Source organism: Mycobacterium sp. NTMscope_MAC_269 (assembly GCF_976985695.1).
This window is the reverse complement of sequence record NZ_OZ335668.1, coordinates 3,489,890-3,502,779: the sequence shown is the minus strand read 5'-3', so window position 1 is coordinate 3,502,779 and position 12,890 is coordinate 3,489,890. Positions and strand designations below refer to the sequence as shown.

The window sequence follows — 12,890 nt, the reverse complement described above, 5'->3', positions numbered from 1 at the left end:
GTAATCGGGTGCGATCAATCGTGGCTCTGGTTGCCGCGTTGCTGGGCGCCTGTGTGGTAGCGGCGCCGCCAGCCTCGGCAGGACCGACTGTCTGCGACTACCCCGCCTGCACCCCGGGCATCATGCCCCATCAGGTTCTAGGCGCGCCGTGTGACAACACCACCTACTATGCCTTCGGTGTCGCCGACGGATACGTTTCCTTCGCCTCGGAACCCGGACGGTTGATGTTTTGCGGCTCGCCGAGGCGATACCAGCCTCGGTGGTTCCGCTCCCCGCCCATGGCTGGGGTCAAAGAAGAAAACGCCGACTGCACGAACTATCTGAACTATGTCGCGCAGGCGCCCGATGGCCTATTCCTGATCTGTATTGCTCACGACGGCATATCGAGCTGGGTCCGCGCCGACACGTAGCCGCGTCAGTCACGGCTCTGTCGAGGCAGGCCGAGCAGCCGGCGGCTCAAATCGGTGACCCGATCGAGCAAGGTCTCGTCGTCGATATCGGCGACCAGCGGATGCATCACTGCGGTGCTGAGCGCGCCGGAGAACATCGCCGCCTCGATCCGCCCGTCGAGACCCGCATCGCTCAGCAGCACCCGATACAGGCGGTCCATGAAAAGTTGAAACGGCTTGTGCTCGGCCAGCAATCGGACGACGACGGGGTCAAATTGCAGCGTGCGCACCAGCCGGCGGTCGCGGACGGCCATCTCAATCACGCCCACCAACAAGGCATCTCGCGCTTGAGGTCCGTCGTCGTAGGCCTCGGCCGCCTCGAGCGCCGGCGCCAGGCGGCCGAGTTCGCGTTCGGTTACGGCGATGACGATCTGTTCTTTGGTCCGGAATTGATGGTAGACAGCAGCTTTCGTGATCCCGACGGCGTCGGCAATCATCTGCAGCGACGTACCGCTGACCCCGTGGGTGGCGATCAGATCCAACGCCGCATCAAGCACCCGCGTACGGGCCGCGCTGTGCGCGATCAGCCAGAACTGCTCATCGGTGACCGGCCGCCGTGCTGTTCCCACGCACCGAGACTAGACGACGCTATTGACCGTGGCTAGCCGATCGGCTAGCTTCGCTCACTAGCCGAGCTCTTGCGGTTATTTCGTGCGGGGAAGGAGAACCGATGCCCGACGTCGGCGGAAACGATGCAGGCGGTCACCAATCTGCGCGCGCCGCGCACCGGCGGTCCGACGGCGAGTTGATCCTGCTCTGGACATTGCCGGTGGCGCTGATTCTGTGGATCGCCTCGTTTTTCCTGTTTCCGGGTTTCAATCCGCCGATGTCACCCACCATGCCGGCGGATCAGGTTGCCGCGTTCTATCGCGATCCGGCCCACCTGCCCGAGATCCGCTACAGCATGATCCTGTTCAACTGGTTCGGCGTGTGCCTGGTTCCGATTCTGGCGCTGATCGTGCTGCAGATCCGCCGCATGGCACACCGGACGCCGATCTTCTCGTATGCGATGTTGGGTTGTGTGGCCGGCGGTCCGACACTGTTCCTCGTCGCCAACGTCTGCTGGCTGCTCGCCGCCTTTCGCCCGGAACGCAGCCCGGCGCTGACCCAGCTGCTCAATGATTTGGCTTGGATGACCTTCACCATCCTCGTTCCATTTCTGATCGGGCAAAGTGTAATCCTGGCCTTGGCAATCTATTTCGATAGTCAGCCGCGTCCCGTATTTCGGCGCTGGGTGGCCCATTTCAATCTGGTGGTGGCGGCCGCGCTGGTTCCCGCCGCCTTCGTCGGCGTGTCGTTGACCGGTCCGCTGGCGTGGGACGGGTTCTTGTCCTTCTGGGTCAAAAACGTTGCGATCGCGGTCTGGATCGTCGTGATGGGCGTGGTGTTGGGGCAAGCCGTCTACCGAGAGCGCGCCGAGAACGCCGGGCGCGAAGGGGAATTGGTCAACGCATGAGCGCGGTGATCGCACCGCCGACAGCGCCGGCCACACCGCCCGTGGGACCGTTGCGTCAGCGGCTCGCCTGGCATCTGCGGCACAACCCCAAGCGCGAACTCTGGCTGGCGTGGTGGACGCTCGTCGTGTTCTACAACATCTTCTTTCCGATGTTTTTCATCGTGGCCCAAGTCCAGCCGCCGCCGCAGCCCACGTGGGACCTCGCGACGCAGGCCCACTGGTTCTCCGAGCGCCACCTCGGCATACCGTTCGGCTTCGGCGTCATCTTCGCCATCAGCGGCATGATCGCGATCAACAACGCCCTCATCGCGTATTCGATGCGGCGCATGTCCGTCAGCCCCGCGTTCGGCTACACCTATCTGGTCATCTACTCGCTCAGCGCGGTTCCCGGCATGCTGCTGCTCAACATCGCGCTGATCGTGGGGACGCTGCGACCCGAGCGAGACCCCGAAGCGCTCGGTTGGCTCTACGACTTCGCGTTCCTGTCCTTCGACGGAACCATGGGGGTCTTCCTGATCGGTTCGCTGATCTGGATGGTCGCGATCCTGCTCGACAAGAATCGCGTGTTCCCCAAATGGTTTGGCTATCTCAACCTGTGCAACGCGCTGACCGAGGTCGTCGTGGCGCCGTGCTGGATCTTTCGGCGGGGCATCCTGGCCTGGAACGGCCAGATCGCCTGGTGGCTGGACATGGTGGTGTTCGGCATCTACCAAGTCACGTTCATCGTCATGCTGTTTCAGATGATCCGGCGCGAAGACTTCGGTACCGGGCCGCTGCCCGACCGCGCCAGCAAGGAGGCGACCGGCCGATGACGGACCTCGCCGACCGGAACAAGCGCGCCGTGCCGGGCCAGCCGGACATGTGGGCCTTCGTGCTGTTCGAAACACTGGTCTTCACAGCGTATTTCGGGTTCTACCTGTTCTACCGCGCCCACAATCCCGAGCTTTTCATGCACTCGCAAGCACACCTGGATTTGCGGATCGGGGTCTTCAACACCCTCGTCTTGCTGCTGAGCTCATGGTCGGTGGCGCGCTGCGTTCAGTCGGCACGTGCCGGCGCCTACCGCGCGGCGCTGCGAGACGTGTACATCACGGCCGCGTTCGCCGCGGTTTTCCTCTTTTTCAAGGTGTTCGAGTGGGCCCGGTTGGTCGGCATCGGAAACGGATTCGACAGCAACGACTTCTTCACCTACTACTTCTTTCTCACCGGCATCCACTTCGTGCACCTGCTGATCGGCTTTGTGGCGCTCGGCGTCATCGTCTACCAGATCCGCAGGGCGGCGCGAAAAGCCCAGGAGCCCACGGAAGCCCAGCAACTCGTCGAAACCTGCGCTACCTATTGGCACACCGTTGATTTCCTGTGGGTGCTGATCTTTGCGCTGCTGTACGTGGTGAGGTGATCGGAATCAAATTCAACAAGCGGCTGATGATCGTATGGCTCGTCCTCTCGGCGCTCACGCTCGCCTACCTATGGATAGATCACTCCGCGGGCGGATTGTTGAAGTCCAGCGCGCTGGTGACGTCGAGCGTCATCGTGATCGCACTCATCAAGGTGCGCATCATTTTTCGCGAGTTCATGGAGGTGCGAAACGCTCCAGTCCTGCTGTGCCGGCTCACCGATGCCTGGGTGGCGCTGATCGGCGTCGTCCTGCTCGGCTGCTATTTCGTCGGCATGCAGGTCTGACTCAGGCCACGGGCGCGATCGCGTCGGCGGTCGTGAACGTCAGGTGCAGCTCGCTCAAACCGCGCAGGATGTACGTCGGCTCGTAGGTGTAGCGACGTTCGGTGGCCGGCCCGTGATGGGCTTCGTTGATTTCGATGTGCGGCATCCGATCCAGGATCCGCTCGATCGAGACCCGTCCCTCCACGCGGGCCAGCGGTCCGCCGGGGCAGGAGTGGACACCGCGGGCGAACGCCATGTGCTCGCGCACATTTTTGCGGCGCAGGTCGAACTCATGCGGGTTGTCGAACCGGCGGGGATCGCGGTTGGCCGCTCCCGGCAGGATCATCACCACGGTGCCGGCGGGGATGTCGACACCGCCGATGGTGGTCGCCTTGCGGGCCAGACGTGAGTCGCTCTTCACCGGGCTGTCCATGCGCAACGATTCCTCGATGAACCCGGGGATCAGGCTGCGGTCCTCACGCAACTGCTGCTGGATCTCGGGACGGTCGCCGATCACCTGCAGGGCGGCGCTGAGCAGCTTGGCCGTGGTTTCCTGCCCGGCGGCGAACAGGAACGTCGCCGAGCGGACGACCTCGATCACCGGCGGAGTCGATCCGTCCGGGTACTTCGCTTCCGCCAGGGAGGTCAGCACGTCGCCGCGCGGCTCGCGCCGCCGGTCTTCGATGTAGTGGCAGAACTTGTCGTCGAGCCACTCCAGCGGGTTGATGCCGACCGACTCGTGGTCCAGGGCGCCTACCCGTGCCTCGGGACGGTCGGCACCCAAGACCTTGCGGAACTCCTTGTGGTCCTCCTCCGGCACGCCGAGCAGGTCGGCGATCACCAGGGTGGCGAATGGCTTGGAATATTCGGCGATGAATTCGCACTCACCGAGGCTCAGGAACTCGTCGAGCTGGCTGTCGGCGAGGCGCCACATGAACTCCTCGTTCTGCTTGAGCCGGCTCGGGGTCAGCAGCTTGGCCAGCACCGAACGGGCTTTGGTGTGATCCGGCGGGTCCATGGTCACCATGTGCTCGTACATGGGGAACGAACTGCGATGCGCATCGATCTGGGCGCTGATGTCGTCACCTTCGGGGGTGAACGGGAGCGGTGGGAACGGCCCGCCGAGCGCGACGATGTTCGAGAAGGTCTCGGGGTCCTTGTAGATCTCGCAGGCTTCGTCATAGCCGGTGATCGCAACGACGCCGTAGTGCGGCAGCCGCAGCACCGGGTTCTGGCTGCGTAGATAGTCGAAGTACGGGTGCGGATCTGGGACCAGAGACGGATCGGTGAAGAAATCGATCGACTCGAACGTGCTCATCGGATTGCGTCTCCCTGGGCTGGGTTTTACCGGTGGTATCGCCGGCAAGCGGTACCGCCGCGGTGATCTCGAAATCGAAAATGTGCTGAGCACCTGCTTAGCATGGCGGTAATGTCAGGGTCAAGATCACCGCGCCGCGCCACGATACGATCCGTGTGGTCGGCACGGGATGGCACACAGTACGGAGCAGGGACATGACATCTGCCCGCAGGATCGGGGCGCCGGACGCGAAGAATCGCGCGTTGTTGCTCGATGCCGCCGAGCAACTGATGCTCGAAGAGGGCTACGCCGCGGTGACGTCGCGGCGCCTGGCAAACAAGGCCGGGCTGAAGCCTCAGCTGGTCCACTACTACTTCCGCACCATGGAAGAGCTGTTCCTGGAAGTCTTCCGGCGTCGGGCGGAAGAGGCGCTCGTAGCGCACGCGCAAATGCTGAAGTTGCCCCAGCCGCTGTGGGCGTTGTGGCGATTCGGCACCGATCCCGCCTTCACGCGGATTTCCATGGAATTCATGGCGCTGGCCAACCACCGCAAGGACATGCGGGCCGAAATCGCCTACTACGCAGAGCGTTTCCGGGAAGAACAGCGCCAGGCGGTGGCGGCGGCGCTGGATCGCTACGGCTCCAGAATTCAGGACGAAGGCCAGGACATCGAGATCGCCCCGGTGGTGTGGACGGTGCTGATGAGCAGCCTGTCGCGTTTTCTGGTGCTCGAGCAGGCGATCGGTATGTCCGCCGGCCACGCGGAAACCGTGGAACTGGTCGAGAGCTATCTGCGGCGCCTGGAAGGCGAACCGCAGCCGATCGAGGGTGTGCCGGAGACCTGGGTGGTTCACCAATTCCGCAGCGAGCAGAGCACACCTTTGGCGCCATCCTTGGACACGACGACGGCTCCGTCTACCGCCAAGTCGCAATGAAGGTTCGGCGTCCCGGGTTCGGTCCCCGTGCTCGCCACGACCATCGCGTACACGTCGGGTTTTGACAGTTCCAGCTCGTAACTCCACGGCTTGCCGGGGGCGAGGTCGATGTCGGCGTGCGGCGTGAACGCGTAGGGGTTGTGACTGTAGTCGGCGAAGATGGCCGGCTCATGATCCAGGTAATAGATGCTGGTGTAAATCGGATTCTGCGTGGACACCGTGTACTTGACGTGATGCATGACGGCTTCGTCGGCATGTGCGTGGCCGCTTCCCGCCAGCACGCCGGCTGCCACCAAGAGGGAAGCCGACGACACGACGGACCCGATGCCCATCGCCGTCCTCAGATTGATGGTCATGACGCTCCTCCGGCTGACGGGCGAGGTTTGCTGTTGCGGGTCATGACCCGTTCCGCGGCCTGCCAGTGCGGGTCGGCAACCCAGAGCCGTGCAAAGGATGCTATCGCCTCCTCAGGGGAAACTCCGCGGATTACGCGCTTTATCTCCGTCGCCGGCTGACGGGCGAGCGACCGGGCCACCGAACGCCACCCTGCGTCGGCCGAGTCGAAAGCGGCGCGCGGCAAGACCCGATCTATCAGGCCGATCTGCTCGGCGGCCGCCGCGCTGAGCGCGGTTCCCGAGCCGGCCAACAGGAGCGCCTTACTCTTTCCGACCAGCGCGGCCAACCGCTCGGCCCCGCCCCAGGCCGGCATGATCTCGAGCTGCACTTGGTTGAAGGCGATCTTGATGTCGTCGGCGGCCACCCGGATATCGGCGGCGACGGCGACCTCGGCGCCCCCGCCGAACGCATGACCGTTGAGCGCGGCGACGACGGGAGCGGGGAAGTCTGCCAGCTGATCGCAGATGGACCGCATCCGCCGGGCCATTGCCGCGGCGCCGGATTCGGTCCGCAGCGCGCTCAATTCCTTGAGGTCACCGCCGGAGACGAAAGCGTGCTCTCCGGCGCCCTTGATCACCAGCGCGTGGGCGCCCGCCGCCGCATCGATCGCCTTCTCCAGCTGGTCCATGGTGTCCAGGCCAATGGCGTTTCGCGCGTGCGGGCGGTCGATGGTGAGCACCGCCAACCCGTCGTCGATCTCCAGGTCCACCATGCGTTATCGCTCCTCGACAACCACCCGATATTGGCATTCTCTTTTCGCGAGAATAACATCATCGCTGCAGGCCCAAGAATTTTCGTCGGGAGATGGAGGTGACTCGGTGCGGAACCGAACAGTGGCCACCGCCGCGGTCCTCGCCGCTGCCTTGCTGGGGGCATGCGCGTCGCACCCACCAACCCACATCTCCAGCTCGGCGTCGGTGACCGTGAACGGTATCGACCGAAACTTCCACATCGTGAAGTGCGGTCAATTGCAGTGGACGCGGACGATCGACATCGGCAGCGAATTCTCCGGCGCCAAGGTCATCGTCGACGAGGGCGAGCAACCGGCGACGACCCAGTCTGTGCACATCCGGAACGTGGGCGGGTTCAGCGGGATGTATTCCCGGGGCGGCGACGGCAGCGCCGACATGAGCATGACCGGCGACAAGTTCACCATCAGCGGCACCGCCAACGGCTACAAGACCGACAAATCGAATGAACCGGCCACCGCCACGTTCAAGATCGTCGTGACGTGCTGACACCGTGCCGAACCGGGCGCGGCGGGGCCCACGTTGCGGTTGGGCACCTGTAGAGAATAGTATTCTCACAAATTGCAAAGGAGGATCTCATGGGCCAGTTGTCGCACAAAGTGGACGTCCCGTTCCCGATCTTTGACGCGGATAATCATCTCTACGAGCCGCCGGAGGCGCTGACAAAGTTCCTGCCCAAGGAGTACAAGGACTACGTCCAGTACGTGCAGATCAACGGGCGCACCAAGATCGCCATCCGCGGCCAGATCAGCAACTACATTCCTAACCCGACCTTCGAGGTCGTCGCCCGGCCGGGTGCATGGGAGGAGTACTTCAAGTACGGCAACCCGGACGGCAAGAGCAAGCGCGAGCTGTTCGGTGAGCCGATGCGCGCCATCCCGGCGTTCTTCGAGCCCGGCCCGCGCTTGGAGACGATGAACCAGCTGGGTCTGGACAAGACGCTGATGTTCCCGACCTTGGCCAGCCTGTTGGAAGAGCGGCTGCGTGACGACCCGCTGGCCATCCACGTGCTGGTGCACGCGCTCAACGAATGGCTGGACGAGGTCTGGGGCTTTAACTACCAGAACCGCATCTTCACCACACCCGTCATCACCTTGCCGATCGTCGAGAAGGCGATCGAGGAGCTGGAATGGGCGGTCAAGCGTGGTGCCCGCGCCATCCTGGTGCGCCCCGCTCCGGTCCCCGGCTTCCGCGGTCCGCGGTCGTTCGCGGTGCCCGAGTTCGACCCGTTCTGGGAGCGGGTCGTCGAGCACGACGTGCTGGTCGGCATGCACTCTTCCGACAGCGGCTACTCCCGGTACACCTCCGAGTGGGACGGCGCCGACCAGGAGATGCTGCCGTTCCAGACCAACGCGATGGGCATCCTCAACGAGTGGCGGCCGATCCAGGACTCGGTGGGCTCGTGGGTCATTCACGGCGCGCTCTACCGGCACCCGAAGCTGAAGGTCGCGATCGTCGAGGCCGGTTCGAAGTGGATGACCCCGCTGCTGGACGGCCTGGCCGAAGTCTTCCGGAAAGCCCCGGAGGCGTTCCCGAGCGACCCGGTCGAGATGGTCAAGAGCCGGATTCACGTCAGCCCGTTCTTCGAGGACGGCATCGACGATCTGGTCAACCTCGTCGGTGTCGATCAGGTGCTCTACGGCTCGGACTGGCCACACCCCGAGGGGCTGGCGGAGCCGACGTACTACATCGAGGCGCTGTCGCACCTGAAGCCGGAAGATCAGGCAAAGATCATGGGCGGCAACCTCGGTCGACTTGTCACGGTGTGACGCCAGCCAGTCAACCCGGGCGGTGACGATGCAGAGCGCGAAGCGCGATGAGGAGGAACCGGCCAATGTGAGATGGCGGTGACGATGCAGAGCGCGAAGCGCGATGAGGAGGAACCGGCCAATGTGAGATGGCGGTGACGATGCAGAGCGCGAAGCGCGATGAGGAGGAACCGGCCAATCTGAGATGGCAGACCATCCCCGAGATGGTCTTGAGCGCGGCGGACCGCTTCGGCGATGCGGAAGCGATCGTCGACGGTCCGCTGCGCCTCACCTTCACCGAAGTTGTCGAGCGGATACGTTGTGCCGCAGGTTCTTTCGCTGACCTCGGCATCGGTAAGGGTGACCGCGTCGCGATCTGGGCGCCGAACTCGGCCGAATGGATCATCGCGGCGTTCGGGTTGCTCACGGCGGGCGGCGTGCTCGTCCCGGTCAACACACGCTTCAAGACCGAGGAAGCCGGCGACATCATCGTCCGCAGCAAGGTGAAGGCCGTCCTGGTCCAAAAGGGGTTTTTGGACCAGGATTACACTCTGTCCACTTCGAAGCCCTTCGGGCTCCCGCCGGTCATCGATCTGAAGTCCGACTTTTTGTCCAGCGGTTCGCCATTCGAGCGGCCGGTCGCCGGCACCGACATCTCCGACATCATCTTCACGTCGGGCACGACCGGGCGCCCCAAGGGGGCGATGCTCAATCACGGCCAGACGCTGCGGATGTATGAGGAGTGGGCGACGCTCGCGGATCTGCGCGAGGGCGATCGGTACTTGCAGATCAACCCTTACTTTCACACGTTCGGCCTGAAGGCGGGGCTGGTCACATCATTCCTGCGCGGCGCCACGATGCTGCCGGTCGCGGTCTTCGACATCGACACGGTGGTGGATCTCATTGAGCACGAACGCATCACGATGCTCCCCGGGCCGCCGACGCTGTACCACTCCTTGCTGGGCGTCGGTGACAAGTCCAAGCTGTCGACGCTGCGCGCCGCGGTGACCGGCGCCGCCGACATCCCGGTCGAGCTGGTCCGTCGCATCCACGGCGAACTGCCGTTCGAGACGTTGATGACCGGCTACGGGCTCACCGAGGCCGGCAACGTCACGCTGTCCCGGCCCGGGGATTCCTTCGAGGATGTCGCGACCACCGCGGGACTGCCCTGCGACGGCGTCGAGGTGCGCATCGCCGACGACGGCGAGGTGGTGGTGCGCGGCTACGGCGTCATGCAGGGCTACCTCGACGACCCCGCCGCCACCGCCCAGGCGATCGACGCCGAGGGGTGGCTGCACACCGGCGATCTGGGAAGTTTCGACGACACCGGCCGGCTGCGCATCGTCGGCCGCAAGAAGGACATGTTCATCGTCGGGGGGTTCAACGCCTACCCCGCCGAGATCGAGGGCTTCCTGCTCAACCATCCCGCCGTCGCGCAGGCGGCCGTCATCGGTATCCCCGACGAGCGGATGGGCCAGGTGGGCAAGGCGTTCGTGGTCCGCAAGGGCGAGGTCGGTGCCGACGAATTGATCGGCTGGTGCCGTGACCGCATGGCCGGGTTCAAGGTGCCGCGCGCGGTACAGTTCCTTGATTCACTCCCACTCAACGCGACGGGGAAAGTGATGAAGGACCAACTTCGATGAATAACGGCGACATTCATTCGATGGTGATCGCGTCGGACTACCGTGTCCCGGATCCGTCCCGCGTATGGCCGCTGCTGGAACGCAACAAGGCGGCCCTGGCCGATATCGGCGCGCACCACGTGCTGGTCTACACCTCGACCCACGACCACGGCCGGGTGCTGGTGATGATCGGAGTTCACAGCCGTGAGCCGATCGTCGAGCTGCTGCGTTCGCGCGTCTTCTTCGATTGGTTCGACGAAGCCGGCGTCGACGACATCCCGGCGGTGTTCGCCGGCGAGATCATCGACCGGTTCATCGCCCAGCCACCGAAAACTCCGGCGGCCCCCGGCGTCGTGGTGGCCGCCATCGCCTCCGTCAATGACGTGACCCTGCTGACCTCCGAAGTCAGCACGGCCATGGACAGATTCACCACGGCCGGCATCCGGAAGACCTGGGTATTCCAGGCTTTCGACGATGATCACGAGGTGCTGATCCTGCAGGAGTTCCCCGACGAGGAAAGCGCGCGGGCGTGGATCGACCACCCTGACGCCGCGGCCCAGTGGATGTCGGGAGCGGGCATCGGCGCCTATCCGCCGCTGTTCGTCGGCCGGTTCTCCGACATGATGCGCATCGAGGTGGACTGAGGTTCGCCGGTGTTCGTATGCCTGTGTAACGGCGTCACCAGCCAAACCGTGTGCGAAGCGGTGGAATGCGGGGCGTCGACCACCAAGGAAGTCGCCCAGGCATGCGGGGCGGGCGCCGATTGCGGTCGCTGCCGGCGGACGGTGCAGGCCATCCTGCGATCATCGTCGCCGGAGCGGACGCCCAACTCGCGCTAGACCTTCAGCGGCGCGGACTGCCGTCCGCCGACGTCGGTTGAACGAGTTCGACGAGCAGGTGTGGGATCTCGAGCCGTGGCAGCACCACCTCGACGAAAACCAGGCAGTCTTTGTGTTCGGCGGCGGCGGTCAACGCCTCGTCGAGTTCCCCGTAGGTCTGGACCCGGAACGCCAGGTGGTCGGTGACGCCCAGCGCGTGGGGAATGTCCGTCCACTTCCAGCTGACGATGTCGTTGTACGGCGCCGTCTCGCCGTGGATGGCGCGCTCGACGGTGTAGCCGTCGTTGTTGACCACCACGATGACGGGGGAGAGCCCCTCGCGTGAGAAGGTGCCCAGCTCCTGGATGGTCAATTGCGCGGCGCCGTCCCCGATGAGCAACACCGTGCGGCGGTCCGGGTGTGCCACCGCCGCGCCCAGCGCGGCGGGCAATGTGTAACCGATTGAGCCCCATAGTGGTTGGCCGATGAAGGTGACGCCTTGCGGCAACCGGTGGTCGGCCATGCCGTAGAAGCAGGTGCCCTGGTCGGCGAGCACCACGTTGCCCGGTGTGAGGGCCCGGCACAGCCGATCCCAGAGCATCTTTTGGGTCAGGGGCTGATCGCCCGGCGGGGCCGGCGGCGGCGGCTCGGCCGGCGGCGACGCCACCGGTGGCGACGAGACTCCGCGCCGGACCAGGATGGTGGCCAGCGCCTCCAGCGCGGCGCCCATTTCCAACGGCGCGAAGACTTCTCCGGCCACCCTGCTTTGGTACTGCCCGACGTCGATGGTCCGTGCCGGGTCGATCCGCTGGCTGAAAAAGCCGCTCACCATGTCGGTGAACACCACGCCGGCGGTGACCAGCACGGGTGCCTCTTCGATCGCGGTGCGCACCGCCGGCGCGCTGGCCGATCCCGCGTAGATCCCCAGGAAATGCGGTGAGCTCTCGTCGAGCAGACTCTTCCCCCACATCAGCGTGGCGTGCGGCACGACGTCGGCCGCCAGCAACGCCTCGAGTTCTTTGATCGCCTGCAGGCGATGGACCAGCAGGTCGGCGAGCACGGTGAGCTGGTGATCGCCGATGAGTTCGGTCGCGGCCTCGACGAACATCGCCAGCGCGCGGGGGCTGGTGCCACCGCTGTAGCGGGACAGCGGAGCCTCGGGCGGTTCGGTGGGGAAGCGGGCCACGTCGGTGGACAGCAGGATGTATCCCGGTCGCTTCTGCTCGCGCACCTCGCACAGCACCCGATCGATCTCGCGGCGCGCGGTGGCGGGCATGAGATTGGCTTGAGCGCAGGTGATTTCGCGGCTGACCCGGAAGAAATGCTCGAAGTCCCCGTCACCGAGCGAATGGTGCAGCGCCCGGCGGGTGCCCTGGGCATCCTTGGAGGGGCCGCCGACGATGTGCACGACGGGCACCTGCTCGGCGAAGCTGCCCGCGATCGCATTGGCCGCAGACAGCTCACCGACCCCGAATGTCGTTACCAAAGCCGATATTCCGCGCAGCCGCCCATATCCGTCGGCGGCGTAGCCGGCGTTCAGCTCGTTGGCGTTGCCGACCCACCGCAGGTTGGGGTGGGCGATGATGTGGTCGAGGAACTCGAGGTTGTAATCACCCGGGACGCCGAAGATCTCCGAGACGCCGAGTTCGGCGAGACGGTCCAACAGATAGTCGCCGACGGTGTATGTGGGTTCGGTCGCGGCATCAGTCACAGGCACGACGGTACGCTCGGGCGAATCCATTCCGGGCGCGGCGCCGT

16 protein-coding genes are annotated in these 12,890 nt (G+C 64.8%); 11 read left to right on the top strand and 5 right to left on the bottom strand.

What is annotated here, in order from left to right:
• The first annotated feature begins 20 nt into the window (after positions 1 to 20).
• Positions 21 to 410, top strand: coding sequence for a hypothetical protein (locus ACZ50Z_RS16300; RefSeq protein ID WP_464486272.1), 390 nt, complete (start codon positions 21 to 23; stop codon positions 408 to 410).
• 5 nt (positions 411 to 415) lie between these two features.
• Here ACZ50Z_RS16300 and ACZ50Z_RS16295 read toward each other — a convergent pair whose 3' ends face one another.
• Complete coding sequence (locus tag ACZ50Z_RS16295; RefSeq protein WP_464484479.1) at positions 416 to 1,018, bottom strand: TetR/AcrR family transcriptional regulator; 603 nt, start codon at positions 1,016 to 1,018, stop codon at positions 416 to 418.
• Between the two features lie 101 nt (positions 1,019 to 1,119).
• On the opposite strand from ACZ50Z_RS16295, the gene ACZ50Z_RS16290 reads away from it, so the two are divergent.
• From ACZ50Z_RS16290 to ACZ50Z_RS16275, 4 genes are read left to right on the top strand one after another with little or no spacing between them, the layout of a single operon-like run.
• Positions 1,120 to 1,905 (top strand): hypothetical protein, encoded by a 786-nt coding sequence (locus tag ACZ50Z_RS16290; RefSeq protein WP_464484478.1) that lies wholly within the window; start codon positions 1,120 to 1,122, stop codon positions 1,903 to 1,905.
• Positions 1,902 to 2,717, top strand: coding sequence for a hypothetical protein (locus ACZ50Z_RS16285; RefSeq protein ID WP_464484477.1), 816 nt, complete (start codon positions 1,902 to 1,904; stop codon positions 2,715 to 2,717). Before ACZ50Z_RS16290 ends, ACZ50Z_RS16285 begins: the two co-directional genes overlap by 4 nt.
• Positions 2,714 to 3,304 carry a cytochrome c oxidase subunit 3 family protein gene (locus tag ACZ50Z_RS16280; RefSeq protein ID WP_464484476.1) on the top strand — a complete coding sequence of 197 codons (591 nt, stop codon included), beginning with the start codon at positions 2,714 to 2,716 and terminating at the stop codon, positions 3,302 to 3,304. Before ACZ50Z_RS16285 ends, ACZ50Z_RS16280 begins: the two co-directional genes overlap by 4 nt.
• Positions 3,304 to 3,588 carry a cytochrome C oxidase subunit IV family protein gene (locus ACZ50Z_RS16275; RefSeq protein ID WP_464486271.1) on the top strand — a complete coding sequence of 95 codons (285 nt, stop codon included), beginning with the start codon at positions 3,304 to 3,306 and terminating at the stop codon, positions 3,586 to 3,588. The genes ACZ50Z_RS16280 and ACZ50Z_RS16275 overlap by 1 nt, the downstream gene beginning before the upstream one ends.
• 1 nt (position 3,589) lies before the next feature.
• Here ACZ50Z_RS16275 and ACZ50Z_RS16270 read toward each other — a convergent pair whose 3' ends face one another.
• Positions 3,590 to 4,885, bottom strand: coding sequence for a cytochrome P450 (locus tag ACZ50Z_RS16270; RefSeq protein ID WP_464484475.1), 1,296 nt, complete (start codon positions 4,883 to 4,885; stop codon positions 3,590 to 3,592).
• A gap of 194 nt (positions 4,886 to 5,079) precedes the next feature.
• Here ACZ50Z_RS16270 and ACZ50Z_RS16265 point away from each other — a divergent pair, with 194 nt between their 5' ends.
• Complete coding sequence (locus ACZ50Z_RS16265) at positions 5,080 to 5,799, top strand: TetR/AcrR family transcriptional regulator (RefSeq protein WP_464486270.1); 720 nt, start codon at positions 5,080 to 5,082, stop codon at positions 5,797 to 5,799.
• On the opposite strand, the gene ACZ50Z_RS16260 is transcribed toward ACZ50Z_RS16265, so the two are convergent.
• A complete protein-coding gene (locus ACZ50Z_RS16260; protein ID WP_464486269.1) occupies positions 5,715 to 6,080 on the bottom strand; it encodes a hypothetical protein in 366 nt (121 codons plus the stop codon). The genes ACZ50Z_RS16265 and ACZ50Z_RS16260 overlap by 85 nt on opposite strands.
• A gap of 71 nt (positions 6,081 to 6,151) precedes the next feature.
• Positions 6,152 to 6,907 carry an enoyl-CoA hydratase/isomerase family protein gene (locus ACZ50Z_RS16255; RefSeq protein ID WP_464484474.1) on the bottom strand — a complete coding sequence of 252 codons (756 nt, stop codon included), beginning with the start codon at positions 6,905 to 6,907 and terminating at the stop codon, positions 6,152 to 6,154.
• Positions 6,908 to 7,013: 106 nt separating this feature from the next.
• Here ACZ50Z_RS16255 and ACZ50Z_RS16250 point away from each other — a divergent pair, with 106 nt between their 5' ends.
• The 5 genes from ACZ50Z_RS16250 (at position 7,014) to ACZ50Z_RS16230 (ending at position 11,153) form a co-directional block, all read left to right on the top strand.
• Complete coding sequence (locus ACZ50Z_RS16250; RefSeq protein WP_464484473.1) at positions 7,014 to 7,433, top strand: lipoprotein LpqH; 420 nt, start codon at positions 7,014 to 7,016, stop codon at positions 7,431 to 7,433.
• 89 nt (positions 7,434 to 7,522) lie between these two features.
• Positions 7,523 to 8,713 (top strand): amidohydrolase family protein, encoded by a 1,191-nt coding sequence (locus tag ACZ50Z_RS16245; RefSeq protein ID WP_464484472.1) that lies wholly within the window; start codon positions 7,523 to 7,525, stop codon positions 8,711 to 8,713.
• Positions 8,714 to 8,853: 140 nt separating this feature from the next.
• Entirely contained in the window at positions 8,854 to 10,335 is a 1,482-nt protein-coding gene (locus tag ACZ50Z_RS16240) for a FadD3 family acyl-CoA ligase (protein WP_464484471.1), read from the top strand.
• Positions 10,332 to 10,958, top strand: a complete 627-nt coding sequence (locus tag ACZ50Z_RS16235) for a fatty-acid--CoA ligase (RefSeq protein WP_464484470.1) — start codon at positions 10,332 to 10,334, stop codon at positions 10,956 to 10,958. Before ACZ50Z_RS16240 ends, ACZ50Z_RS16235 begins: the two co-directional genes overlap by 4 nt.
• A 9-nt stretch (positions 10,959 to 10,967) precedes the next feature.
• A complete protein-coding gene (locus ACZ50Z_RS16230) occupies positions 10,968 to 11,153 on the top strand; it encodes a (2Fe-2S)-binding protein (protein WP_163706028.1) in 186 nt (61 codons plus the stop codon).
• Positions 11,154 to 11,157: 4 nt separating this feature from the next.
• Here the strand turns inward: ACZ50Z_RS16230 and ACZ50Z_RS16225 are convergent, their stop codons facing one another.
• Positions 11,158 to 12,873: an alpha-keto acid decarboxylase family protein gene (locus ACZ50Z_RS16225; protein WP_464484469.1), complete on the bottom strand. Its 1,716-nt coding sequence runs from the start codon at positions 12,871 to 12,873 to the stop codon at positions 11,158 to 11,160.
• Positions 12,874 to 12,890 lie beyond the last annotated feature (17 nt).

Bases quoted from the DNA above. Each gene is read 5' to 3' on its own strand.
- ACZ50Z_RS16235 (WP_464484470.1), top strand. From the start codon at position 10,332: ATGAATAACGGCGACATTCATTCGATGGTGATCGCGTCGGACTACCGT.
- ACZ50Z_RS16280 (WP_464484476.1), top strand. From the start codon at position 2,714: ATGACGGACCTCGCCGACCGGAACAAGCGCGCCGTGCCGGGCCAGCCG.
- ACZ50Z_RS16290 (WP_464484478.1), top strand. From the start codon at position 1,120: ATGCCCGACGTCGGCGGAAACGATGCAGGCGGTCACCAATCTGCGCGC.
- ACZ50Z_RS16270 (WP_464484475.1), bottom strand. From the start codon at position 4,885: ATGAGCACGTTCGAGTCGATCGATTTCTTCACCGATCCGTCTCTGGTC.
- ACZ50Z_RS16245 (WP_464484472.1), top strand. From the start codon at position 7,523: ATGGGCCAGTTGTCGCACAAAGTGGACGTCCCGTTCCCGATCTTTGAC.
- ACZ50Z_RS16265 (WP_464486270.1), top strand. From the start codon at position 5,080: ATGACATCTGCCCGCAGGATCGGGGCGCCGGACGCGAAGAATCGCGCG.
- ACZ50Z_RS16225 (WP_464484469.1), bottom strand. From the start codon at position 12,873: ATGGATTCGCCCGAGCGTACCGTCGTGCCTGTGACTGATGCCGCGACC.
- ACZ50Z_RS16285 (WP_464484477.1), top strand. From the start codon at position 1,902: ATGAGCGCGGTGATCGCACCGCCGACAGCGCCGGCCACACCGCCCGTG.
- ACZ50Z_RS16255 (WP_464484474.1), bottom strand. From the start codon at position 6,907: ATGGTGGACCTGGAGATCGACGACGGGTTGGCGGTGCTCACCATCGAC.
- ACZ50Z_RS16240 (WP_464484471.1), top strand. From the start codon at position 8,854: ATGCAGAGCGCGAAGCGCGATGAGGAGGAACCGGCCAATCTGAGATGG.